At 43.7% G+C, this 22,348-nt stretch carries 23 protein-coding genes and 1 other annotated feature; of the genes, 20 read left to right on the top strand and 3 right to left on the bottom strand.

Annotated features, from left to right (window positions below; translation table 11 throughout):
• Positions 1–51: 51 nt before the first annotated feature.
• The 6 genes from rplT to V1497_RS13730 all read left to right on the top strand — a co-directional run bounded on the left by rplT (position 52) and on the right by V1497_RS13730 (position 3,730).
• Entirely contained in the window at positions 52–411 is a 360-nt protein-coding gene (gene rplT / locus V1497_RS13755; protein WP_349408102.1) for a 50S ribosomal protein L20, read from the top strand.
• 430 nt (positions 412–841) lie between these two features.
• Complete coding sequence (locus tag V1497_RS13750) at positions 842–1,147, top strand: HNH endonuclease (RefSeq protein WP_349408101.1); 306 nt, start codon at positions 842–844, stop codon at positions 1,145–1,147.
• Positions 1,144–1,401 carry a DUF1294 domain-containing protein gene (locus V1497_RS13745; protein WP_349408100.1) on the top strand — a complete coding sequence of 86 codons (258 nt, stop codon included), beginning with the start codon at positions 1,144–1,146 and terminating at the stop codon, positions 1,399–1,401. The genes V1497_RS13750 and V1497_RS13745 overlap by 4 nt, the downstream gene beginning before the upstream one ends.
• Before the next feature lie 42 nt (positions 1,402–1,443).
• Entirely contained in the window at positions 1,444–2,016 is a 573-nt protein-coding gene (locus V1497_RS13740) for a TVP38/TMEM64 family protein (RefSeq protein ID WP_349408099.1), read from the top strand.
• Between the two features lie 97 nt (positions 2,017–2,113).
• Positions 2,114–2,614 (top strand): dUTP diphosphatase, encoded by a 501-nt coding sequence (locus tag V1497_RS13735; RefSeq protein WP_349408098.1) that lies wholly within the window; start codon positions 2,114–2,116, stop codon positions 2,612–2,614.
• 30 nt (positions 2,615–2,644) lie between these two features.
• Positions 2,645–3,730: a M42 family metallopeptidase gene (locus tag V1497_RS13730; protein ID WP_349408097.1), complete on the top strand. Its 1,086-nt coding sequence runs from the start codon at positions 2,645–2,647 to the stop codon at positions 3,728–3,730.
• A gap of 61 nt (positions 3,731–3,791) precedes the next feature.
• Here V1497_RS13730 and sspI read toward each other — a convergent pair whose 3' ends face one another.
• On the bottom strand, positions 3,792–3,998 hold the full coding sequence (gene sspI / locus V1497_RS13725) for a small acid-soluble spore protein SspI (protein ID WP_349408096.1): 207 nt from the start codon (positions 3,996–3,998) through the stop codon (positions 3,792–3,794).
• A 153-nt stretch (positions 3,999–4,151) separates the two neighbouring features.
• Between sspI and V1497_RS13720 the strand changes: the two genes are divergently transcribed.
• Positions 4,152–4,913: an RNA methyltransferase gene (locus V1497_RS13720; protein WP_349408095.1), complete on the top strand. Its 762-nt coding sequence runs from the start codon at positions 4,152–4,154 to the stop codon at positions 4,911–4,913.
• Between the two features lie 68 nt (positions 4,914–4,981).
• Positions 4,982–5,215: a binding site (T-box leader), on the top strand.
• Here V1497_RS13720 and V1497_RS13715 read toward each other — a convergent pair.
• The gene (locus tag V1497_RS13715; protein WP_349408094.1) at positions 5,179–5,835 is read right to left on the bottom strand and encodes a hypothetical protein; all 657 of its coding nucleotides are present in this window, start codon (positions 5,833–5,835) and stop codon (positions 5,179–5,181) included. Its footprint overlaps the feature before it by 37 nt.
• A gap of 111 nt (positions 5,836–5,946) precedes the next feature.
• Here V1497_RS13715 and pheS point away from each other — a divergent pair, with 111 nt between their 5' ends.
• Together pheS and pheT are read left to right on the top strand one after the other, a co-directional pair.
• Positions 5,947–6,981, top strand: coding sequence for a phenylalanine--tRNA ligase subunit alpha (gene pheS / locus V1497_RS13710; RefSeq protein WP_349410826.1), 1,035 nt, complete (start codon positions 5,947–5,949; stop codon positions 6,979–6,981).
• 98 nt (positions 6,982–7,079) lie between these two features.
• Positions 7,080–9,512: a phenylalanine--tRNA ligase subunit beta gene (pheT, locus tag V1497_RS13705; protein ID WP_349408093.1), complete on the top strand. Its 2,433-nt coding sequence runs from the start codon at positions 7,080–7,082 to the stop codon at positions 9,510–9,512.
• Between the two features lie 34 nt (positions 9,513–9,546).
• Here the strand turns inward: pheT and rnhC are convergent, their stop codons facing one another.
• Complete coding sequence (gene rnhC, locus V1497_RS13700; protein WP_349408092.1) at positions 9,547–10,500, bottom strand: ribonuclease HIII; 954 nt, start codon at positions 10,498–10,500, stop codon at positions 9,547–9,549.
• 315 nt (positions 10,501–10,815) lie between these two features.
• Here rnhC and zapA point away from each other — a divergent pair, with 315 nt between their 5' ends.
• From zapA to trxA, 11 genes are all read left to right on the top strand, one after another.
• Entirely contained in the window at positions 10,816–11,061 is a 246-nt protein-coding gene (gene zapA, locus V1497_RS13695; protein ID WP_349408091.1) for a cell division protein ZapA, read from the top strand.
• 3 nt (positions 11,062–11,064) lie between these two features.
• The gene (locus tag V1497_RS13690; protein WP_349408090.1) at positions 11,065–11,613 is read left to right on the top strand and encodes a CvpA family protein; all 549 of its coding nucleotides are present in this window, start codon (positions 11,065–11,067) and stop codon (positions 11,611–11,613) included.
• A gap of 82 nt (positions 11,614–11,695) precedes the next feature.
• Complete coding sequence (gene polX / locus V1497_RS13685) at positions 11,696–13,408, top strand: DNA polymerase/3'-5' exonuclease PolX (protein WP_349408089.1); 1,713 nt, start codon at positions 11,696–11,698, stop codon at positions 13,406–13,408.
• Between the two features lie 28 nt (positions 13,409–13,436).
• On the top strand, positions 13,437–15,794 hold the full coding sequence (locus tag V1497_RS13680; RefSeq protein WP_349408088.1) for an endonuclease MutS2: 2,358 nt from the start codon (positions 13,437–13,439) through the stop codon (positions 15,792–15,794).
• 14 nt (positions 15,795–15,808) lie between these two features.
• On the top strand, positions 15,809–16,216 hold the full coding sequence (locus tag V1497_RS13675; protein ID WP_349408087.1) for a DUF350 domain-containing protein: 408 nt from the start codon (positions 15,809–15,811) through the stop codon (positions 16,214–16,216).
• 248 nt (positions 16,217–16,464) lie between these two features.
• Positions 16,465–18,180, top strand: a complete 1,716-nt coding sequence (locus tag V1497_RS13670) for an AMP-binding protein (protein WP_349410825.1) — start codon at positions 16,465–16,467, stop codon at positions 18,178–18,180.
• A gap of 197 nt (positions 18,181–18,377) precedes the next feature.
• Positions 18,378–18,968 carry a TetR/AcrR family transcriptional regulator gene (locus V1497_RS13665; protein ID WP_349410824.1) on the top strand — a complete coding sequence of 197 codons (591 nt, stop codon included), beginning with the start codon at positions 18,378–18,380 and terminating at the stop codon, positions 18,966–18,968.
• Positions 18,969–18,981: 13 nt separating this feature from the next.
• Complete coding sequence (locus V1497_RS13660; RefSeq protein WP_349408086.1) at positions 18,982–19,755, top strand: enoyl-CoA hydratase; 774 nt, start codon at positions 18,982–18,984, stop codon at positions 19,753–19,755.
• 16 nt (positions 19,756–19,771) lie between these two features.
• Positions 19,772–20,542 carry an electron transfer flavoprotein subunit beta/FixA family protein gene (locus V1497_RS13655; RefSeq protein ID WP_349408085.1) on the top strand — a complete coding sequence of 257 codons (771 nt, stop codon included), beginning with the start codon at positions 19,772–19,774 and terminating at the stop codon, positions 20,540–20,542.
• 15 nt (positions 20,543–20,557) lie between these two features.
• Positions 20,558–21,529 carry an electron transfer flavoprotein subunit alpha/FixB family protein gene (locus tag V1497_RS13650; RefSeq protein ID WP_349408084.1) on the top strand — a complete coding sequence of 324 codons (972 nt, stop codon included), beginning with the start codon at positions 20,558–20,560 and terminating at the stop codon, positions 21,527–21,529.
• Positions 21,530–21,702: 173 nt separating this feature from the next.
• Positions 21,703–22,017: a thioredoxin gene (gene trxA / locus V1497_RS13645; RefSeq protein WP_349408083.1), complete on the top strand. Its 315-nt coding sequence runs from the start codon at positions 21,703–21,705 to the stop codon at positions 22,015–22,017.
• The last annotated feature ends 331 nt before the right edge of the window (positions 22,018–22,348 follow it).

Genomic DNA, 22,348 nt, shown 5'->3' with positions numbered 1-22,348 from the left:
TGAACTCGTTCGAACTTATAACATTTACTGAAAATTCTAGGAGGGATTACCATGCCAAGAGTAAAAGGTGGCTATGTAACACGTCGTCGTCGTAAGCGCGTATTAAAACTAGCAAAAGGTTATTTTGGTGCTAAACATAAATTATTTAAAGTTGCACAACAACAGGTCTTCAAATCACTACGCTATGCGTACCGTGACCGTCGTCAAAAAAAGCGCGATTTCCGTAAACTATGGATCACTCGTATCAACGCTGCAGCTCGTATGAACGGAATTTCTTACAGCCGCATGATGCACGGATTGAAGCAAGCTGGAATTGACGTTAACCGTAAAATGCTAGCTGAACTAGCTGTAAACGACGAAAAAGCGTTTGCTGAACTAGCATCTAAAGCAAAAGAAAGCCTTAAGGCGTAACGATTGAATGAGGGGATTGACTTACAGTAGTCAATCCTCTTTTTTACATACTGAGTTAGGTTTATGGTGGTAAAAGAGAGTTAAACGCCACTATGAAAAGGGAAACGAACGATGATTGTCCCTCCATGAGGTAACGAAAACGCTGGAATTCCGAGTTCATGCACTCATGTCAGGTCCATGCGTCCCTGAAAAAGGGAATCGGCTAAATGAAGGACGCAAGGAGCGTTCATGAGTCCCCGAAAATAGGAAATTGACTAAATGGAGGACGCTAGTTACGGTTATCTGTCCTCAAAACAACAAAGTCCCAAAATGAAGGACAGAAAAGTGCTCTTTCTATCCCTGAGAACGCTGAAAACCCAAAATGGGGGACAGAATTCAGCATAGGGTAGGGCATACAAACAGGGCTAACGGATTGAATGGAGTTGATTGGATGGGTGATACGATTACAACTTGTGAGCTTTGCGGAAGACAAAATGTGAAAACGACTGAACATCACCTGGTTCCTCGTGAATATGGCGGGACTTTCGGTGAAACGGCCCAGCTTTGCATTCCTTGTCACAAGCAGGTGCATGCGCTTTTTACCAATCAAGAGCTTGCAACCCTTTATCCTGATTTGAAATCGCTCAGAGCGAACGAAAAAATACATAAATACGTCAAGTGGATTCGTAAACAACCATCCACCGCCATTCCACTTACCCGTAAATCCAACGAAAAGAAAAGGAAAGGCAAAAGATGATACTACCCATCGTACTTGCACTAATTAATTTATATGGATTCGTTATCATGTATATCGACAAAAGAAAGGCGAGGCAACAGCAGTGGCGAATTTCAGAAGGGCACCTCTGGCTCGTCGTTATCATAGGCGGAGCAGTCGGGATCCTTCTCGGTATGCGCACGTTCCGCCACAAGACGAAACATGCCACTTTTAAATATGGCGTACCTGCTATCATCGCTTTACAAGCCATCGTTTATTTCTATTGGTACGTCTAATCGCTAAAGCTCCCTCATACTATTGTAAATGGGGGGATGTAGATGGAACAGCATGCGATGCAATTCATCCACTGGCTTGGCGCAAGCGGTGCATTAGCCCCGATCCTATTTATATTCCTGCACATACTCCGGCAATTTCTGTTCATACCAGTAGGCTTCATATGTATTTTAGGTGGGGTTGCGTTTGGTGTTATTTTCGGTACGATCTACTCGTTGATTGGCATCACACTTGTCAGCCTGTATTTCTATGCATTAGTGAAGTCGTTGCCCAAATCGTACAGCAGGTTTATGAAGTTGAAGGAAAAGTGGTTCGGTAAACGCTCCACTTTATCATTCGGGCAAATCACGATTTTACGACTTGTGCCTTTTCTCCATTTTCATCTCATATCACTATGCTTGATTGAAATCACCCGCAATTTTAAAGAATATACGAAAGCTTCAGTCTTCACCAATGTCCCACTTGCGATTGTGTATACCTCACTGGGAAGCTGGCTCAACCAACTGACACTCCAGTGGATGTTATCACTCCTTTTCATTCTCGCAGTATTATTCTACATGTTCAGACGGAAAGAATGGGTATACAAATGGCAGGAGTTTTTTGCCGAAGCTCGGTAATAAAGACGGAAATGACTTCCGTCTTTTTCTTTTTGTTTTAAAACGACAAGCAATCATTGATATACTCTTAACAGCAAGATAAGAAAGGGGAATCAGCATGAATTTGAAGTTGCAATCCTTATTTGATATGCAAAATGAACTTGATCGAAGAATTGAAAGAGATCGAGGTCTGGAAAACGAGGACCTTGTTGATAAAAAAATCTTAGCCCTTCAAGTAGAGCTCGGTGAACTCGCAAATGAAACGCGATGCTTCAAGTTCTGGAGCTCTAAAGCACCTTCAGAAAAAAGTGTTATTTTGGAAGAATTCGTGGACGGTCTGCATTTCCTTCTTTCATTAGGTATTATCCTTCCGTATGATGTACCACAACAAATGCAAGTACCAGAACTCGTGGAAGAGAATCTCGTCAATGCCTTCCTGAAAGTATATGAGGACCTCACAATCCTTAAAAACAATCGAGATGACGTCAATAATTACGTCACGTTAATGGAAGACTATTTGATGATCGGGCGTTTATTAGGATTTACCTCAGAGGAGATCAATGAAGCGTATTTATCGAAAAATCAGGTGAACCATACGCGTCAGGATCAGGGGTATTAATTCATAATGTAGAGACATCAGGAGGATTTCATGAACAAATTAGACGAGACACTTACCATGCTGAAAGAATTGACCGATGCGAAAGGAATTCCTGGCGATGAGGCGGAACCGCGTGAGGTGATGCGGAAATACATAGAACCGTACGCGGATGACGTTTATTGCGACAATCTTGGAAGCTTGATTGCCAAGAAACAAGGAGCAAAGAACGGCCCATGCATTATGATGGCTGGACACCTTGATGAAGTCGGATTCATGGTCACAAGGATTGATGATAAAGGATTCCTGCGCTTTCAAACGGTAGGAGGCTGGTGGGGTCAAGTCATGCTCGCACAGCGGGTCACCATTAAAACGAAGAAAGGTGATGTCGTCGGAGTCATCGGTTCAAAACCGCCTCATATCCTTTCACCTGAAGCAAGGAAGAAGCCGATGCCGATCAAGGAAATGTACATCGATATCGGTGCAGCGGATAAAGATAATGCAATGGATATTGGGGTGAGACCGGGAGATTCCGTCATTCCGTATTTTGAATTTACTGTAATGAGTAACCCGAAAATGCTGATGGCCAAAGCATTTGATAACCGGATTGGGTGTGCCATTGTTGTTGATACATTCAAGCATTTGAAGAAAATCAAACATCCGAATACGGTCTATGGTGTCGGAACTGTTCAAGAGGAAGTCGGTTTAAGAGGGGCAAAAACGGCAGCTAACCTCATCAACCCTGACATTGCGTTCGCGATCGATACGGGTATACCAGGGGATACTCCGGGTGTGACGGATCGTGATGCGTTATCAGTTTTAGGTGAAGGACCGCAAATCATCATCTATGATGCACGGACGATTGCCCACCGAGGATTGAGGGATTATGTTCTGGAAACGGCTGAGAAGAACAATATCCCTTATCAAATCGATACGACCGCTGGAGGAGGAACGGATGCTGGTAACATCCATATCAGTCATGACGGTGTACCAGCTGTGTCGATCACGATTGCGACACGCTATCTTCATACACATGCTTCGATCATTCATCGCGATGATTATGAGAACGCCGTACGTCTTATGGTGGAAATCGTCAAAGGATTGGATCAGAAGCAAGTGGATAGCATCATTCAATGTTAGGACGTAAAAAAGGACCTTCACTTGAGGGTCCTTTCTTTAAGCTCTATTTTTGAAAAACTGATTATTGAAGTCCTTCTGACAAGATTTCAAGCAGTTCGTTCTTTTCGTTTTCATCGGCATTTTGCCAAATGACTTCAAACAGTACACCAAGACCAGGCAGCATTTTCTCTTCACCGCTATTGATTGCTTCAACAATCGTGCTTTGAAGCTCTTCCTGATTATTACCTGATACGTTCGCCAATACCGCTTTTCTTAAGTTTAGATCCATTCCTTTTCACCTCGTTGAATATAATTGGATGTATTGTACATAGGATGTGTATGTTGATAGTTTTTATCCAGTTCCATTGGATTATGTATTCATTTCACGTATAATAGCATTATTATTTGGACGGATTGAAAATGGATTGAAGGACTGAAGATAATGAATCGAATTACATCTCCAAAGAATGGTCGAGTGAAAGAGTGGAAGAAACTGAAGAACCGAAAAGGTCGAGAAAAAGCAGGGGCATACATCATAGAAGGCTTTCACCTTGTGGAAGAAGCTTTGAAGCATCATGCTGAAGTGACGGACTTGATCATAGAAGAATCGATGCGTATCCCGAATGATTGGCATACGGGAAATGTGACAACATGGGTCGTGACAGAACCTGTCATCAAAGAGCTGGCTGATACAGAAACACCTCAAGGAATTGTAGCGATTGTACAATTTCAAAAAGAGAACCATGATGTAAAGCCAGACGGAGCCTACATCCTGCTTGATGGCATCCAGGACCCTGGGAACCTTGGGACGATCATACGGACTGGTGATAGTGCCGGAGTGGATGGAGTCATTCTTGGTCCTGGGACAGTGGATGTATATAATAGCAAAGTTCTCCGATCGACTCAGGGTTCGATTTTTCATTTGCCTCTTATCAGGGGGGATCTGAACGAATGGGTTCCGATGTTGAAGGAGAAAGGGCTTAAAATTTATGGAACTGCCTTACAGGATGGCGTACCATACACAGATGAGCGTCCAGATGGGGGATATGCGTTGATGCTTGGGAATGAAGCGAATGGCGTGCATCCGGATCTATTGGAACAGACTGACCTGAACCTTTATGTACCGATTTATGGAAAAGCGGAATCACTTAACGTAGCTGTAGCAGCAGGCGTATTACTTTACGGTTTAAAGGCGGCTGAATAGGTCGATAATAGTTGCATGAACAGAATGGAACTTTTATAATACAGTAGTAGAAAACAATTGGATAGTTTGTAAAAACGATGATGGAAAGTAGTACATTATTGATCACCTTTCAGGGAGAGCATGTCGTAGACTGGGAGCATGCTTATGGTTGAGGTAATGGAATTCACTCCGGAGTTGCCTTTCGAACACTGGTCGTTTTGTGATGAGCTAAGATTGTGCCGGGAAATCCCGTTATTTGATGAAGTGAACAATTCTTTTTTGATTGTTAATTAGGGTGGTAACGCGATACCTTCGTCCCTTTATGGGGGGCGGAGGTTTTTTTAATTGTAAGATACAGTTGTGCTTCCCCATTGGGCTCAATCGGCTTCAGCGAGTCCTGGCATGCGAGCATGCCGTTCTCGCTTCTCCTCAGAGCCCTCATTGCATCCGCAATGCTTTTAATGGGGAAGCACAGAAGCGGGTTCGATGAGGTGCCATTTGTCTGATTGACAGGGTTGTCACGAATTAAGAGAATTCGTGCTCCCCCATTGGGCTCAATCGGCTTCAGCGAGTCCTGGCATGCGAGCATGCCGTTCTCGCTTCTCCTCAGAGCCCTCATTGCATCCGCAATGCTTTTAATGGGGAAGCACAGAAGCGGGTTCGATGAGGTGCCATTTGTCTGATTGACAGGGTTGTCACGAATTAAGAGAATTCGTACTTCCCCTTTGGGCTCAATCGGCTTCAGCGAGTCCTGGCATGCGAGCATGCCGTTCTCGCTTCTCCTCAGAGCCCTCATTGCATCCGCAATGCTTTTAATGGGGAAGCACAGAAGCGGGTTCGATGAGGTGCCATTTGTCTGATTGACAGGGTTGTCACGAATTAAGAGAATTCGTACTTCCCCTTTGGGCTCAATCGGCTTCAGCGAGTCCTGGCATGCGAGCATGCCGTCCTCGCTTCTCCTCAGAGCCCCCATTGCATCCGCAATGCTTTTAATGAGGAAGCCCTTATAGGATTTAATGAAGATATTTTTATGAAGGATAAAGGAGGAACTATGATGCAAGAACGTTTGATGACGTTGCAGAATGAAGCTGTGGAAAAGATTGAACAAGCGGGTTCATTGAAGGAACTACAAGATATTCGTATTGAGTACTTAGGGAAAAAAGGTCCGATTACGGAAGTGTTGAAAGGAATGGGGAAACTTCCTGCAGAAGAGCGGCCGAAAATGGGTCAGCTCGCCAATGAGGTGCGTGACGCCATTACTCAGAAAGTCGAAACAAAGCAAGAAAAGCTTGAAAGAGAAGCGCTTGATGAGAAGCTGAGCAAGGAAACAATTGATGTTACGCTTCCAGGTCGTCCAGTTCGTAAAGGGAATGCACACCCGTTGACAGCTGTTGTTGAGGAAATCGAAGATCTGTTCATCGGCATGGGCTTTTCAATCGCAGAAGGTCCTGAAGTCGAAACGGATTATTATAACTTCGAGGCCTTGAACCTACCAAAAAATCACCCAGCTCGAGATATGCAGGACTCATTCTTTATTACAGAAGATCTACTCCTCCGTACACAAACTTCACCTGTACAGGCTCGGACGATGGAAAAGCATGAAGGGAGAGGGCCGGTCAGAATCATCAGCCCAGGTAAGGTTTATCGTCGTGATACAGATGATGCCACCCACTCTCATCAGTTCATGCAAATTGAAGGGCTATACGTCGATAAAGACGTTCGAATGAGTGATTTGAAAGGGACCTTGACGTTGTTCGCACAAAGATTATTTGGAGCAGAAAGGGAAATCCGTCTTCGTCCAAGCTTCTTCCCGTTCACGGAACCATCCGTTGAAGTGGATGTTTCCTGCTTCAAGTGTAACGGAAAAGGCTGTTCCATCTGTAAGCGCACAGGTTGGATTGAAATCCTTGGTGCGGGCATGGTTCATCCGAATGTCCTTGAAATGGCTGGATTCGATTCGAAAGAATACACAGGTTTCGCATTTGGTATGGGACCGGAACGGATCGCGATGTTGAAATATGGAATTGATGACATCCGTCATTTTTATGCGAATGATATCCGTTTCTTAGAACAGTTTAAACGAGCTTAAATGGGTGCATCTGCATCATTTAATTTATAAATGTGATGAACGGAATAAAACATAGGCTTCTTACGAAAGTGAACTGATGAATCAAGGGGAGTGAAATCATGTTAGTATCTTATAACTGGCTGAAGGAATATGTCGATCTAGAAGGTATATCGGCTGAAGAGCTTGCTGATCGCATTACGAAAAGTGGTATAGAAGTAGAAGGAGTCGAGTCGCTGAACAAGGGGATTTCAGGTGTGGTCGTCGGACACGTGGAAGCGTGCGATCAACATCCCAATGCTGATAAATTGAATGTCTGTAAAGTGGACATCGGCGAAGGTGAACCTGTCCAAATCATTTGCGGTGCACCTAATGTGGCTGCTGGTCAGAAAGTTGCAGTCGCGAAAGTTGGCGCAGTATTGCCGGGAGATTTTAAAATCAAGAAGGCGAAGCTTCGAGGAGAAGCGTCTCATGGAATGATCTGTTCATTAGAAGAGCTCGGTGTTGATTCGAAAATGGTGCCAAAGGAATTCGCAGATGGGATCTATGTGCTAAGAGAAGATGCTGAAGTAGGAACAGATGCCCTCGCTGCATTGAATCTTGATGATTCCATTCTTGAGCTGGGGCTAACACCAAACCGGGCAGATTGTTTAAATATGATGGGGGTAGCGTATGAAGCAGCGGCTGTACTCGATCGTCCGTTACGATTGCCTAAGCCTTCTTTGACGGAAATGAAAGAGTCTGCTTCGGACTATATTTCGGTAAAGATTGAAAACCTGGAGGATAATCCGTATTACGGTGCAAAAGTCATTCGTAATATTCAGGTTGGTCCATCTCCAGAATGGATGCAGAATCGTCTGATTGCAGCGGGTATCCGTCCGATCAATAACGTAGTGGATATTACGAACTATGTCCTGCTTGAATATGGTCAGCCACTCCATGCCTTTGATTATGATCGCTTCGGCTCTAAAGAGATTCTTGTCCGTCGTGCCAACGCGGGCGAAGAAATCATGACGTTGGATGACGAAAAGCGGAAATTAGAAGAGCATCACCTTGTTATTACAAATGGCTCCGAGCCAGTAGCAGTAGCTGGTGTAATGGGAGGTGCGGATTCAGAAGTATCTGAAGAAACGAAAACGGTATTGCTGGAAGCTGCATATTTCAACTCTTCTCTCGTCCGTCAAGCTTCCAAGGATCTTGGACTGCGTAGTGAATCATCGACTCGATTCGAAAAAGGGATTGACCGCAATCGAGTGTATGAAGCAGCAAACCGTGCAGCCCAATTGTTAGAAGAGCTTGCAGGCGGTGAAGTTCTCGAAGGAATTGTGGAGGCCGGACCACGATATGTGGATTGTGAATTTGTAACAGTGAGTGGAGAAAGGGCGAATAAAGTCCTTGGTACATCGATCAAAAATGAAGAAATCAATGAAATCTTCAATCGTCTCGGTTTTTCTTTCCAAACAGAAGAAGATCGTTATCATGTTGAAGTACCTACACGTCGTCCCGACATTACATTAGAGGAAGATCTGATTGAAGAAATCGGAAGGATCCACGGGTATGATCGTATACCTACCACTCTCCCTGAAGGTACGACGACACCAGGAGGATTGACAGAGGCACAAGCGAAACGTCGTTTGGTTCGCCGTTATCTCGAAGGAGCAGGGCTTTATCAGGCGATCACGTACTCCTTGACTACTAAGGAAAAAGCGAACCGCTATCATGGCTTAGCGACAGAGGATGAACCTTCGTTCATTTCAGTTTCGATGCCGATGAGTGAAGAGCGTGCAGTTCTTCGACGCACAATTGTTCCTCAATTATTGGAGGTTGTTCAATATAACCAAAACCGTCAAATCAATGATGTGGCGATTTTCGAGATTGGCTCAACCTACTTGACTGATGAGCAAGAGCTTAAAAACCTGCCAAATGAGCATCAAAAACTGGCAGGTGCCTTTACTGGACTATGGCATGCCCACCCTTGGCAACAAGAAAAGAAGCCTGTAGATTTCTATGTCGTTAAAGGCGTGTTGGATGGATTGTTCGCCAAACTAGGCTTACATGAGCGAGTGACGTATGAACAAGCGAAACGTGAAGGATTCCACCCTGGTCGTACGGCAATCATTATGCTCGATGGGCAACAAGTTGGAGTGGTCGGTCAGCTTCATCCAGGCGATCAAAAAGATTGGGGAGTAAAAGAAACCTATCTCTTCGAGCTTGAATTGGATGCATTGCTGGCAGCCGAAGTGAAACCGGTCACCTATCACGCTTTACCGCGTTATCCTTCCATCACTCGTGATATTGCCTTGATTCTTGATCAAGATATCCATGCCGGAAATGTGCAAGCTGGAATTAAAGCCGCTGGAGGAGACTTGTTGAAACAAGTGTCCATCTTCGACCTTTATGAAGGAGAGCATATGGAGGACGGGAAGAAATCGGTCGCATACTCGTTAACGTATTACAACCCAGAGAAGACCTTGACTGATGAAGATGTTGAAAAGGTTCATCATAAGGTACTCGATTATGTAAAAGAAAAATTCAATGCTGAGATGAGAGGATAAAAGAAAGAGGCTGACGGGGATGTCAGCCTCTTCTTCATTGCTTTTTCCGTTTTTGGTTAACAAGCTTGAGCGCTTTTTGAGTGTTGGCGAAATGGGATTTGCTGATCTCCTTCAAGAAATCAACATTATGTCTCATCACAATCTTTGCAGCTGCCTCATCAACGATGGGCCCGGCTCCTTTTGGAATGGTGACGCCTGCTATTTCGGAAAGTTCGTCCATCTTCTTTAAGAATGCATAGCGTGCGATGATGGAAGCTGCTGCAACGGACAAGTGCAATTCCTCCGCCTTCGTTTCAAAATAAATGCGAGGCTTTTGATTTGGGCTTTTTTTCGTATGTCTGAAATAAACATCAGGCTCACAAAATTGATCAATAAGGATGCCGTCTACCTCGGAAGGGTCAGCGATTTTAGCCATGACCTTCGAAATCGCTTGCTCATGGAGCATCGCCTTCATTTTGCCCTGAGACATTCCTTTGGATTGAAGTGCATTGTACTTCGGATTCGGCAGGACCATCAAACTATAAGGGATGGTTTGGACGAGTTGTTTTGCAATCTCGATGATCTGGGGATCCTTCAACAGCTTTGAATCCTTTACTCCATATTCTTTGACAAGCGATAAGTTTTCCTTAGAAACATAGGCTGCCACAACTGTGATGGGACCAAAGAAATCTCCTGTCCCTACTTCATCTGATCCGATGAGTGAGAGGGAAGAGACGTTTTCAGGAGGAAGGTGAGCATGTTTTTTCCTCGCCTTTTTTTCTATCGTGTTCTTGCTTTTATCGATACTCGCTCCCCATTTGGATGCCTCCTGTTCAGCAGAAGGCCCCTGGAATAGGATCTTACCTGAGTTATAAGCTGTGATGGTGCAGCCATTCACTTTAGCGACAAATAGGCCGCCTTGTGGCGTTTTCGGTTGTATGTATGGTTGATAGGCCTTCTGGATTTCGTTGATTTCATGTTTCGTCAGTTTCAACACCGCATTTGACATTCATTTTTCACCTTCATTTCCTTGGTTATGTTATATCCTGTTTATTCCTCCGGGATTGGAGATCTTTTTGGATCCTCTAAACCGTGGGTACCAGCGCGACCCAATCCTGTAACTACCTACGAACATTATAACGGAGTGAGGAAAGGTAATGCGAATAGAAATACACTTGAAATCGGTTTAACATTTTAAGTAAAATAAAGAAGGTATAGTCTAACCTATGTAAAAATATGTAAGTTGCGGAAGTCTCATTATTCCCATTATGAATGGTTCATGTTAAGATAATGATTAGTTATTTACGAGTTAGGAGGCTTCTGGGTGTCTAACCATAATCGAACAACGGTACATATATTCGGTCAACAATATACGATCATAGGTGAAGAAGGAGCTGGCCACGTTAACAAAGTGGCAGAAATCGTCGATAAAAGGATGAGGGAAATTCGTCAGCAGACGAATAACCTTGATACGAAACAGCTTGCTGTATTGACTGCTGTCAATATTACGAATGATTATGTGAAATTACAAGAAAAGTATAGGCAGCTAGTAGAAAAGAAAGAGGATTAAAAAATGGTAGATTTAATATTAATCGGGGTATTGATTGTCGGATTTCTGGTCGGATTAAGAAGAGGATTGATTCTTCAGCTCGTCCACCTTACTGGATTCATCGCCTCATTCATCGTTGCATATTTGTATTTTGATGAGCTTGCCCCTAAATTACGTTTATGGGTTCCATACCCGACTGTATCAGAGGGGAGCAGCCTGGCCATTTTTGTTAATGCAGGTTTTCTCGAAGATGCGTATTATAGAGCGATTGCCTTTGCATTACTCTTTTTCGGTATGAAGATCCTATTGCAAGTGCTAGGTTCAATGCTCGACTTTCTGGCAGACCTGCCGATTTTGCGGACCATCAACGGTTGGCTCGGTGGTGTGTTCGGATTCATTGAAGTGTACTTGGTCATATTCTTGTTCTTGTACATCGCTGCGCTCGTACCACTTGATTCAATACAATCTGCAATGTCTGATTCAGTCATTGCGAAAGCGATGGTCGAACATACACCAGTCTTCTCAGAAAAAATCAAAAGCATTTGGATTGCCGAATTGAATACGAAAGTGTAGCAAGAAGGATAAGGAAACTTATCCTTTTTCTACATTCTGCCCTGCCATGTCAATTTGATTAGAGCAGAGGAAGGAGAATCTGATGAACAAAAAACAGATTATCAAAACAATGGAACAAATTGCATTATATATGGAAATAAAAGGAGAAAACAGCTTCAAGGTTTCAGCATACCGGAGAGCTGCCCAGGCATTGGAGAGCGATGCCCGGACAATGGATGAAATTGATGATCTTTCAAGTTTGAAAGGTATTGGAAAAGGGACACTCTCCGTTATTGAAGAAATCGTGGAAACAGGCGAATCTTCCTTATTGCTGGAGTTGAAAGAACAACTGCCGGAGGGTCTGATCGCCTTATTGAACTTGCCTGGGTTAGGCGGAAAGAAAATCTCTAAGCTTTACCATGAATTAGGTGTTACGGATATCCACTCCCTTAAAGAAGCATGTGAAAACAACAAAGTACAAGCGATGCAAGGGTTTGGAAAGAAAACGGAGGAAAAAATCCTTGAAGCGATCGAGGATTACGGCAAACGGCCAGAACGGCTGCCGATTGCGATGATGCTTCCGATCGCAGAAAGAATCGAAGAACAGCTCGAGAGGATTGAAGGGGTCGAGCGTTACTCAAGAGCAGGGAGCATTCGCCGATACAGTGAAACGATCAAAGACATCGATTTTATCATTGGGACGAATGAAGCGGAGCAGGTTGTCCCTCAATTGGAAGATTTGGAGAATGTCACGAATGTCATCGCATCCGGATCGACGAAAGTATCTGTCATCGTTACGTATGACTATGATATTTCGGTGGATTTCCGTCTCGTAAAACCAGAGGAATTTGCTTCTACCCTCCATCACTTCACTGGCTCGAAAGAACACAATGTGAAAATGCGACAGCTCGCTAAAGAGCGTTCAGAGAAAATCAGTGAGTATGGTGTAGAGGATGCCGAGACAGGTGAAGTACGTACGTTCAAGGATGAAACGGAATTCTTCAATCATTTCGGGTTGACCTACATTCCTCCACAGGTAAGACGTGGCAAAGACGAACTCGAACAATTCCAGTCCGAAGTGGAATACATTGTCCACGAGGATATAAAGAGTGATCTTCACATGCATACGACGTGGAGTGATGGTGCCAACTCAATTGAAGAGATGGCTGAGGCTGCACGGAGAAAGGGTTACAGTCATATCGTCATCACTGACCACTCCCAATATCTTGTCGTTGCAAATGGTCTGACACCGGAGCGCATCATGAAACAACGGGAAGAGATTCAGAGATTGAATGAAAAGTGGGACGATTTCACAATCTTGTCTGGTATCGAAATGGACATTTTGCCCGATGGGTCACTCGATTTTGAGGATGACTTGCTGGAAAAATTGGATTTTGTCATCGCTTCTATTCATTCTGCCTTCTCCCAAAGCACCGAAACCATTATGAAACGGCTTGAAACAGCGTTGGAAAATCCTCATGTTGATTTAATTGCGCATCCAACTGGCCGAATCATCGGTCGTAGAAATGGCTATGCAGTAGATGTGGAAAAACTGATAGAACGTGCTGCCGAAACCAATACAGCGCTAGAATTGAATGCGAATCCGAACCGATTGGATTTAGCACCGGATTGGTTGGCAAAGGCGCAGGAGAGTGGTGTGAAACTTTCCATCAATACCGATGCCCATGTGGATGAAACACTAGAACATATGGAAATCGGAGTCAACGTCGGCCAGGCAGCACTTTTGAAAAAAGAAAATGTATTGAATACGTATACCTTGGACGAGTTGAAAAAATTTCTGAACCGTCATAAGTAATAGTGACATTTAACAGGAGGCTCTTTAAGTGAACGAACGAATTTTGAGAGTGTTAGAATATACGAAAATTAAAGAACAGTTGCTTGAACATGTCTCCTCTTCATTAGGGAAAGAAAAGATTCATAAGCTTCAGCCATGGATTGAACTGGAAGATGTTGCTCATCAACAGAACAGTACAGATGAAGGGGTGCAAGTACTCCGATTGAAAGGTCATGTCCCTTTGGGGGGCATCCGGGACATACGGCCTTCCATCAAACGGTCTGAAATCGGCGGGATTTTGAGCCCGGAGGAATTGGTGGAAATCGGGACTACGATTTATGGAGGTCGAAGATTCAAGCGATTCATTGAGGGGATGTTGGAAGACGAAGTGAACCTTCCGATCCTTGAAAACCTGGTGGAACAAATCGATCCTCTTATCGAGGTAGAGAAGCAGATCAAAGATAGTATCGATGATCAAGGACATGTAATGGATTCCGCAAGTCCAGCCCTCAGAACGATACGCCAACAGCTCAGAAGCTATGAATCCCGTATAAGAGAGAAGCTAGAATCGATCACCCGTTCCTCCAAATCACAAAAGATGCTTTCGGACGCCATCATCACGATCCGGAATGATCGGTATGTCATTCCAGTCAAGCAGGAGTATCGTTCTGCATTCGGGGGAATGATTCATGACCAGTCCGCTTCTGGGGCGACATTGTTCATCGAACCCCAAAGCGTGGTAACGATCAATAATCAATTGAAAGAGGCAAAGAGCAAAGAGCATCAGGAAATCCAGCGGATATTGAAAGCATTGACGGCACAGGTTGCAGAAGTGGCTGCATTTCTGAATCATAATGTGACGATTTTATCTGAAATCGACTTCATCTTTGCAAAAGCACGCTACAGTCATGCCATGAAATGTGTGAAACCGAAGTTGAATGATCGTGAGTATATGAATTTGAAGCGTGCCCGTCACCCTCTGATCTCACGTGAGGAGGTCGTACCGATTGACGTAGAGCTCGGTGGGAAATATAACGCTCTCGTCATCACCGGTCCGAACACGGGAGGTAAGACCGTCACTTTGAAAACAATCGGATTGGTATCCTTAATGGCTCAATCAGGATTGCAGATTCCGGCGGAAGAAGAGTCAGAGGTCACTGTATTTGAATCGATTTATGCGGACATTGGGGATGAACAATCCATTGAACAAAATCTGAGTACTTTTTCATCCCATATGACGAACATCGTCGATATCCTTGATCGTGTGAACTTCAAATCCTTAGTCTTGTTTGATGAATTAGGTGCTGGAACGGACCCGACGGAAGGGGCAGCTTTAGCAATTTCCATTCTCGATTATGTGAACGAGCGCGGAGCGAAAATCGTAGCGACGACCCATTATAGTGAATTGAAAGCTTATGCCTATAACCGATCCGGTGTCATGAATGCCAGTGTCGAGTTCGATATCGAAACATTACGGCCAACTTATCGTCTTCTCATTGGCGTACCTGGCCGAAGTAATGCATTTGAAATTTCAAAACGGATTGGGCTTAGTGAGTCTATCATTACAGACGCCAAATCCCATATCAGTGAGGATAATAATAAAATCGATGTGATGATCGCTTCCCTTGAGGATGCACAGAAAAAAGCAGAGCGTGAACGAACAGAAGCATCTGACATCCATGCAGAGGCTGTTCAGTTAAAGCAGGATTTAGAAAAGAAATTGCAAGAATTCGAACAGCAAAAAGAGAGAATGATGGAAAAGGCCGAAGAAGAGGCGAGGAAATCAGTTGAACACGCGCGGAACGAAGCGGATGAAATACTGAAAGAACTCAGAACCTATCAAAAAGAAATGGGCAATGTAAAAGAACATAAACTGATAGAAGCGCAAAAGAGGCTTGAGGAAGCGACACCTAAAAAGAACAAGAAGCTGAAGGATACATCCAAGCTAAACGAGAAAGCACCGGAAAACTTGAAACCAGGTGAGGAAGTCAAGGTTCTGACCGTCAATCAAAAAGGACATGTCGTTGACAAAGTCGGTAACAATGAATATCAGGTTCAGGTCGGGATTATGAAAATGACCGTCAAAGCCAATGAATTGGAGCCGATCCGCTCCAAAAAGAAACAAGAGACGAAGCCGGTAGTCCGGGTAGAAGGTTCTTCGGTCACCAAACCTGAATTGGACTTACGTGGAGAACGTTACGAAAATGCTTTACGGGCAGTCGACAAATTTTTGGATGAATCTTTGTTAGCTGGATATCCACAAGTATCAATCATTCACGGCAAAGGCACAGGTGCTCTCCGAAAAGGAGTTCAAGATCTACTTAAAGGTCATCCGAATGTGAAATCCACGAGACTTGGTTCAGCAGGCGAAGGTGGAAGTGGCGTAACCATTGTTGGACTTAAATAGAAAGCGGGGAAGAGATGGACAACTGGTTGATGAATCCTTACGTAGTGACAGTAGCGAATTATAGTGTAGTCGTCTTAAGTCTTATCGTATTCCTTTCCATTTTTGAGATTGTTACGAAGTACAAGAATTGGGAAGAGATCAGTAAGGGCAATCTCTCTGTGGCCATGGCGACAGGAGGCAAGGTGTTCGGAATCGCGAATATTTTCAGGTACTCGATTGAGCACAATGATTCAATTATTGATATGACGATTTGGGGCGTGTATGGATTCGTACTTCTCCTGATCGGCTATTTCATTTTTGAATTCTTGACACCACGATTCCGGATCGACGATGAAATTCAAAAAGACAACAGGGCTGTCGGATTGATTTCAATGGTCATATCAGTTGGACTATCATTTGTAATCGGCAGCGGAATTGGATAGGTGAAAGCATGGAAACATTATGGAAAGTGTTATTGGTTTGCTGCGGTCTCTTTATCGTAGCGGGTATCATTTATTTGTTTGTTTAGAAAATCGTGATAGACCTCCTTTGACTTCCATGTCAGAGGGGGTCTTTTTTCAGGAACAAGGTAATACATTAGTACCAGGAAAGAAATTTATTGGAAATATTCTAAAAATATATAAAATTGTATTCGTTTTCATTATAATAGAGATAGAGAGTGAGTTTTTCAATGGAAAGGAGCGGTAAAAAGGAGGAGATTAAGGTGGAGAAAAATTGGTTACAGCAGTATCCCGAAGAAATCCCTCATGAAATTGAAATCGACGAAAAGCCTTTGCAATTCTATCTGGAAGATGCAGCCCGTAAGCATCCTGAAAAGCCTTCGTTGGATTTTCTAGGGAAGCGTATGTCGTATGGCGAGGTTTATGAAAGTGCTTTGAAGATGGCTAACCAACTTCGAACTCTTGGTGTTCGTAAAGGAGATCGAGTCGCCATCATGCTGCCGAATTCGCCACAATCCGTCATCGGTTATTATGGTGTTTTATTGGCTGGTGGCATCGTCGTTCAGACGAATCCGCTGTACACAGAGAGGGAGCTTGAACATCAGCTGATCGATTCTGACGCAAAAATCATCATTTGCCTCGATTTATTGTTTCCAAGGGTTGAGGCGGTCAAGAATCGCACATCACTGGAACATGTTATTGTCACGGGAGTAAAGGATTATCTTCCGTTCCCGAAAAACCTCATCTATCCTTTTGTACAAAAGAAACAGACGAACATCGTTGTAAAGATCGAGTATACGAGTACAACCCACTCTTTTAAGAAGCTGTTAGATGAGGGGGATCTCAATCCAATCGATCTTGACATCGATCCGAAGGAAGATCTGGCATTATTGCAATATACCGGTGGAACGACAGGACCAGCGAAAGGTGTAATGCTCACACATTACAACCTTGTAGCCAATACGATGCAGTGTCGTACATGGATGTATAAAGCAAAATATGGTGAAGAGAAAATACTCGGAGCTTTACCATTCTTCCATGTTTATGGCATGACCTGTGTCATGAACTTCGCCATCATGTACCTTTCTGAGATGATCATTCTCCCTAAGTTTGATCCGAAACAGGTATTGAAAGCGATAGGCAAGCACAGACCGACCATGTTCCCAGGTGCCCCGACGATGTATATTGCATTGCTTAACGAACCGAGTATCACGTCATACGACCTATCCTCAATTGCAAGCTGTATCAGTGGTTCAGCCCCTTTACCTGTTGAGGTCCAGGAAAATTTCGAAACCCTCACGAAGGGGAACCTTGTTGAAGGTTATGGCTTGACAGAGGCTTCACCTGTGACACACGCCAACTTCCTTTATGGAAATCGCATTAAAGGGAGTATTGGAGTGCCGTGGCCGAATACAGAAGCATCAATCCTATCTGCTGAAACAGGTACATTCGCCGAAGTGAACGAGGTCGGTGAACTGATGATTAGAGGTCCTCAGGTGATGAAAGGCTATTGGAATCAACCTGAAGAGACAGCTTCTACTTTCCATGATGGATGGCTTTTGACTGGAGATATGGGGTACATGGATGAAAAAGGGTACTTCTATATCGTTGATCGAAAGAAAGATATGATCATAGCTGGTGGATTCAATATCTACCCACGTGAGATTGAAGAAATCCTATTTGAACATCCGAAAGTGAGAGAAGCTACAGTAATCGGTGTTCCAGATCCGTATCGTGGAGAAACTGTAAAAGCTTTCGTCGTATTGAAAGATGGGGTAACTTGCACCGATGAAGAGCTGGATACACATTGCAGAAAGTATCTGGCCTCCTTTAAAGTGCCGCGCCTTTATGAATTCAGAGATGAACTTCCGAAGACGATGGTAGGAAAAGTACTGAGAAGAGTCCTTGTTGAAGAGGAAAAGAAGAAATTGAAAGAAAAGGCCTAAGAAAAGGGTCCCTTAAAAGGGATCCTTTTCCTTTTTCAATTTTTGCCTGATAAATGATATAATTCAGATAAGCAACAGGATGCGTAAAATTCAGAAAAATACAACAGATTCATTGACTTACGATACGTTTGTAAAGTACAATGAACCCGAGTGAATGTTCATTCATTTTTAAAAAGTTGGGGGTAAAGAGGATGACCGTGAAAAGAAAAGGACCGAAATATGACAAAATAATTGACGCAGCCGTAACGGTCATCGCTAAGCATGGCTATCACCAATCACAAATTTCGAAGATTGCCCGTGAGGCTGGAGTAGCTGACGGAACCATCTATCTCTATTTCAAAAACAAGGAAGATCTTCTGGTTTCCTTGTTTCGGGAGAAGATGGGACACTTTATCGACACGACTAAAAATGAAATTGAACATCAGCATTCTGTTGAAGATAAGCTGTTAAGACTGATTGAAATGCATTTCAAACAGTTATCTGAAGATCATGAACTTGCAATCGTCACCCAGCTTGAATTACGCCAGACAAATCGAGCTTTGCGTGCTAAGATCGGGGAAGTGTTGAAACGATATCTTGGCCTGGTCGATCAGATCATCAGAGAAGGGATGGAGGAAGGGGTCTTCCATTCAGAGCTCGACCTCCGGATCGTGCGTCAAATGGTATTTGGAACAATTGACGAGACGACGACGAGCTGGGTAATGAACGATCATCGCTATGATTTGACAGCGCTTGCAAAACCAGTCAATGATCTACTTATTAACGGCTTCCGTAATAAACCAAGTTAGAGGAGGAGAGAGATTGGAATACTTATCCTATTCAAAGGAAAATCAAATTGGCACGATCCTGTTACAGCATAACCCGGCCAACGCCCTTTGTTCTCCAATGATCAAAGAAATCGATTCGGTATTGAATGACATCGAATCTGATGCTGACGTTAAGGTTGTGGTCATACGAGGAGAAGGACGTTTCTTCTCTGCTGGTGCCGATATTAAAGAATTTACAACCGTAAAGGATGCAGAAGGATTCTCTGAACTCGGCGCATACGGACAACAGGTTTTTGATCGGATTGAAGGTTTCTCCAAGCCGGTCATCGCAGCGATTCACGGAGCTGCTTTAGGCGGAGGGCTTGAATTAGCAATGGCTTGCCATATGCGTATTGTTACAGAAAATGCGAAGCTTGGACTTCCTGAGCTTCAGCTAGGTTTAGTTCCTGGATTTGCCGGTTCACAGCGTCTCCCTCAATTCGTCGGTGCGGCTAAAGCGACGGAAATGTTAGTGACGAGTGAACCGATTACTGGAACAGAGGCCGAAAAATGGGGACTTGCAAACCAGGTCGTTTCGGAGGATGAACTCCTGGATAAAGCATATGCACTAGCTGGTAAGGCAGCTGCAAAGAGTGCCGTCGCTGTCGGATTCGCATTGGAATTAGTCAACCACGCTCGTCACGGTGACTATGAGCTTGGGGCAAAGAAAGAAACGGAATTATTTGGTAAAGCCTTCGCTTCACATGATGGACAAGAAGGCATCCAAGCATTCATTGAAAAGCGGAAACCAGATTTTAAAGACCGTTAATATTGGAGGGATAGAAATGAACATTTACGTAATTTTGAAGAGAACATTCGACACGGAAGAAAAGATTGCAATTGAAAATGGAAAAATCAGTGAAGATGGGGTGGAATTCATCATCAACCCATACGATGAATATGCCGTAGAGGAAGCGATCAAGCTTCGGGATGAACACGGTGGGGAAGTAACTGTCGTAACTGTAGGAGAAGAAGAAAGTGATAAGCAGCTTCGAACAGCATTGGCTATGGGAGCAGATAAAGCCGTCTTAATCGATGATGAAGATGTTGAATATGGCGATCAATACTCTACTGCAAAAATTTTGGCAGCTTACTTTGAGGATAAGGAAGTTGACATTATTCTAGGTGGTAATGTAGCGATAGACGGAGCGTCCGGGCAGGTAGGGCCTCGCTTGGCTGAATTGCTTGATATACCACACGTGACGACAATTACGAAATTGGAAATCGATGGTTCGACTGTAAAAATCGAACGTGATGTTGAAGGGGATCTAGAAATCATTGAAACATCATTGCCTGTTCTCGTAACTGCTCAGCAAGGATTGAACGAACCACGCTATCCGTCCCTTCCTGGAATCATGAAGGCCAAGAAAAAGCCTTTGGAAGAGTTGGAACTCGATGATCTCGATTTGGATGAGGACGAAGTGGAAGGAAAAACACGAACATTAGAAGTCTTCCTTCCGCCTGAAAAACAAGCGGGTAAAGTATTAGATGGTGAAGTAGACGACCAAGTAAAAGAACTTGTGTCCTTGTTACGATCTGAAGCAAAAGTGATATAGAAGGGGAGAGAAACCATGGCGAAAAAAGTATTAGTACTAGGAGAAGTCAGAGACGGAGAATTACGTAACGTATCCTATGAAGCGATCGCTGCTGCGAAAGAGATTTCTGAAGGTGGGGAAATCGTAGGTCTGGTCTGTGGAGACGCTGTCAGTGATGTAGCTGGTAATATGATCGGCTATGGAGCTGATCGTGTTCTTGTTGTTGAAGACGAGAGTTTGAAAACGTATACATCGGATGCGTATTCGCAAGCATTGATGCAAGTGATCGATGCTGAAAGTCCAGAAGGAATCGTATTTGGACATACTGCTCTCGGAAAAGATCTTTCTCCAAGAATTGCTGCAAAATTGCAATCTGGGTTGATTTCAGATATCACTGGTATCGAAAATACAGGCGGAAACTTGGTATTCACGAGACCGATCTACTCTGGTAAAGCATTTGAGAAGAAGATTATCACAGACGGCTTGATGTTCGTGACCATTCGTCCGAACAATATCTCTGCACTTGAAAAGGATGAAAGCCGTACGGGTGATGTCAGCAAATTTGATGTGACAATTAAGGATCTACGTACGATCGTTAAGGAGATTGTACGTAAAACGACAGATGGTGTGGATCTTTCTGAAGCGAAGGTCATCGTTGCAGGTGGACGTGGCGTTAAGTCTGAAGATGGGTTCGAACCATTGAAGGAGCTCGCTGACGTACTAGGTGCAGCAGTAGGTGCTTCACGTGGAGCATGTGATGCAGACTATTGCGATTATTCCCTACAGATTGGTCAGACTGGTAAAGTCGTCACTCCTGACCTTTATATCGCTTGTGGGATTTCAGGGGCAATCCAACACTTGGCTGGTATGTCCAATTCGAAAGTCATCGTAGCCATCAACAAGGACCCAGAAGCGAACATCTTCAATGTTGCGGATTATGGCATTGTTGGTGATCTTTTCGAGGTAGTACCGAAGCTGACAGAGGAATTCAAGAAGGTACTCGTATAGGAACAACTGAAGTGGGGCTGACCTTGTATGATGGTCAGCTCTATTTTGATGCCAATATGATGTGTGAGGTTTTTTCAAAAAGGGTATGCTACCACTGAAGCAAATTGTTAGGAAGTTGATTTCCATGGTGGTATACTTTGCATTGTAAGTGAAGATTAGGAGGAGGCAATAAAATGGCTATTTCACATGTAACAGACCAAAATTTCAGTACGGAAACGAGCGAAGGTCTCGTTCTAGCTGACTTTTGGGCACCTTGGTGCGGACCTTGTAAAATGATTGCACCAGTCCTAGAAGAGATTGATAACGAAATGAACGATAAAGTGAAGATTGTTAAATTGGATGTCGACGAAAACCAAGAAACAGCTGGTAAGTACGGCGTTATGAGTATCCCAACACTTATGCTCTTCAAAAATGGTGAGGTTGTCGATCAAGTGGTCGGTTTCCAACCAAAAGAAGCACTTGTAGAATTGATCAACAAGCATCAATAATCGATTTTAGATCGTAGTGAAGCTGGCTCCCTTTAGGGAGCCAGCTTTTTTTACGTTTTGGCCTTGTTAGCTTTTAGTTGATATTTTTGAAAATGGAAGTGTAAGGCGGCGACTCCAGTGTTGCGCCCGCGGAAAGCGTCCGCCTAAAGCTTTTTACTTTTAACAAAGCCTCCACTTTTAAAAAAGCACCTTTTTAAAATGGAAAATATTCGCATATGAAGAAAAAGTGAAAACGCTATTGACGTTGAGAATCATTATCGATATAATACAAAACGGAGATCAGAAATGATAATCATTATCATTCTCAATACATTACATACATTTGGGGGTA

The organism is Pseudalkalibacillus sp. SCS-8, assembly GCF_040126055.1.
GTDB classification, from domain to species: Bacteria; Bacillota; Bacilli; order Bacillales; family Fictibacillaceae; genus Pseudalkalibacillus; species Pseudalkalibacillus nanhaiensis.
The sequence above is the reverse complement of the archived record's forward strand: the minus strand, read 5'-3'. Positions and strand labels throughout refer to the sequence as shown.

Bases quoted from the DNA above. Each gene is read 5' to 3' on its own strand.
- polX (WP_349408089.1), top strand. From the start codon at position 11,696: ATGAACAAAAAACAGATTATCAAAACAATGGAACAAATTGCATTATAT.
- rnhC (WP_349408092.1), bottom strand. From the start codon at position 10,500: ATGTCAAATGCGGTGTTGAAACTGACGAAACATGAAATCAACGAAATC.
- trxA (WP_349408083.1), top strand. From the start codon at position 21,703: ATGGCTATTTCACATGTAACAGACCAAAATTTCAGTACGGAAACGAGC.
- V1497_RS13720 (WP_349408095.1), top strand. From the start codon at position 4,152: ATGAATCGAATTACATCTCCAAAGAATGGTCGAGTGAAAGAGTGGAAG.
- V1497_RS13730 (WP_349408097.1), top strand. From the start codon at position 2,645: ATGAACAAATTAGACGAGACACTTACCATGCTGAAAGAATTGACCGAT.
- V1497_RS13670 (WP_349410825.1), top strand. From the start codon at position 16,465: ATGGAAAGGAGCGGTAAAAAGGAGGAGATTAAGGTGGAGAAAAATTGG.
- sspI (WP_349408096.1), bottom strand. From the start codon at position 3,998: ATGGATCTAAACTTAAGAAAAGCGGTATTGGCGAACGTATCAGGTAAT.
- rplT (WP_349408102.1), top strand. From the start codon at position 52: ATGCCAAGAGTAAAAGGTGGCTATGTAACACGTCGTCGTCGTAAGCGC.
- V1497_RS13655 (WP_349408085.1), top strand. From the start codon at position 19,772: ATGAACATTTACGTAATTTTGAAGAGAACATTCGACACGGAAGAAAAG.
- V1497_RS13675 (WP_349408087.1), top strand. From the start codon at position 15,809: ATGGACAACTGGTTGATGAATCCTTACGTAGTGACAGTAGCGAATTAT.
- pheS (WP_349410826.1), top strand. From the start codon at position 5,947: ATGCAAGAACGTTTGATGACGTTGCAGAATGAAGCTGTGGAAAAGATT.
- V1497_RS13690 (WP_349408090.1), top strand. From the start codon at position 11,065: ATGGTAGATTTAATATTAATCGGGGTATTGATTGTCGGATTTCTGGTC.
- V1497_RS13715 (WP_349408094.1), bottom strand. From the start codon at position 5,835: ATGCTCGCATGCCAGGACTCGCTGAAGCCGATTGAGCCCAAAGGGGAA.
- pheT (WP_349408093.1), top strand. From the start codon at position 7,080: ATGTTAGTATCTTATAACTGGCTGAAGGAATATGTCGATCTAGAAGGT.
- V1497_RS13750 (WP_349408101.1), top strand. From the start codon at position 842: ATGGGTGATACGATTACAACTTGTGAGCTTTGCGGAAGACAAAATGTG.
- V1497_RS13735 (WP_349408098.1), top strand. From the start codon at position 2,114: ATGAATTTGAAGTTGCAATCCTTATTTGATATGCAAAATGAACTTGAT.
- V1497_RS13740 (WP_349408099.1), top strand. From the start codon at position 1,444: ATGGAACAGCATGCGATGCAATTCATCCACTGGCTTGGCGCAAGCGGT.
- V1497_RS13745 (WP_349408100.1), top strand. From the start codon at position 1,144: ATGATACTACCCATCGTACTTGCACTAATTAATTTATATGGATTCGTT.
- V1497_RS13650 (WP_349408084.1), top strand. From the start codon at position 20,558: ATGGCGAAAAAAGTATTAGTACTAGGAGAAGTCAGAGACGGAGAATTA.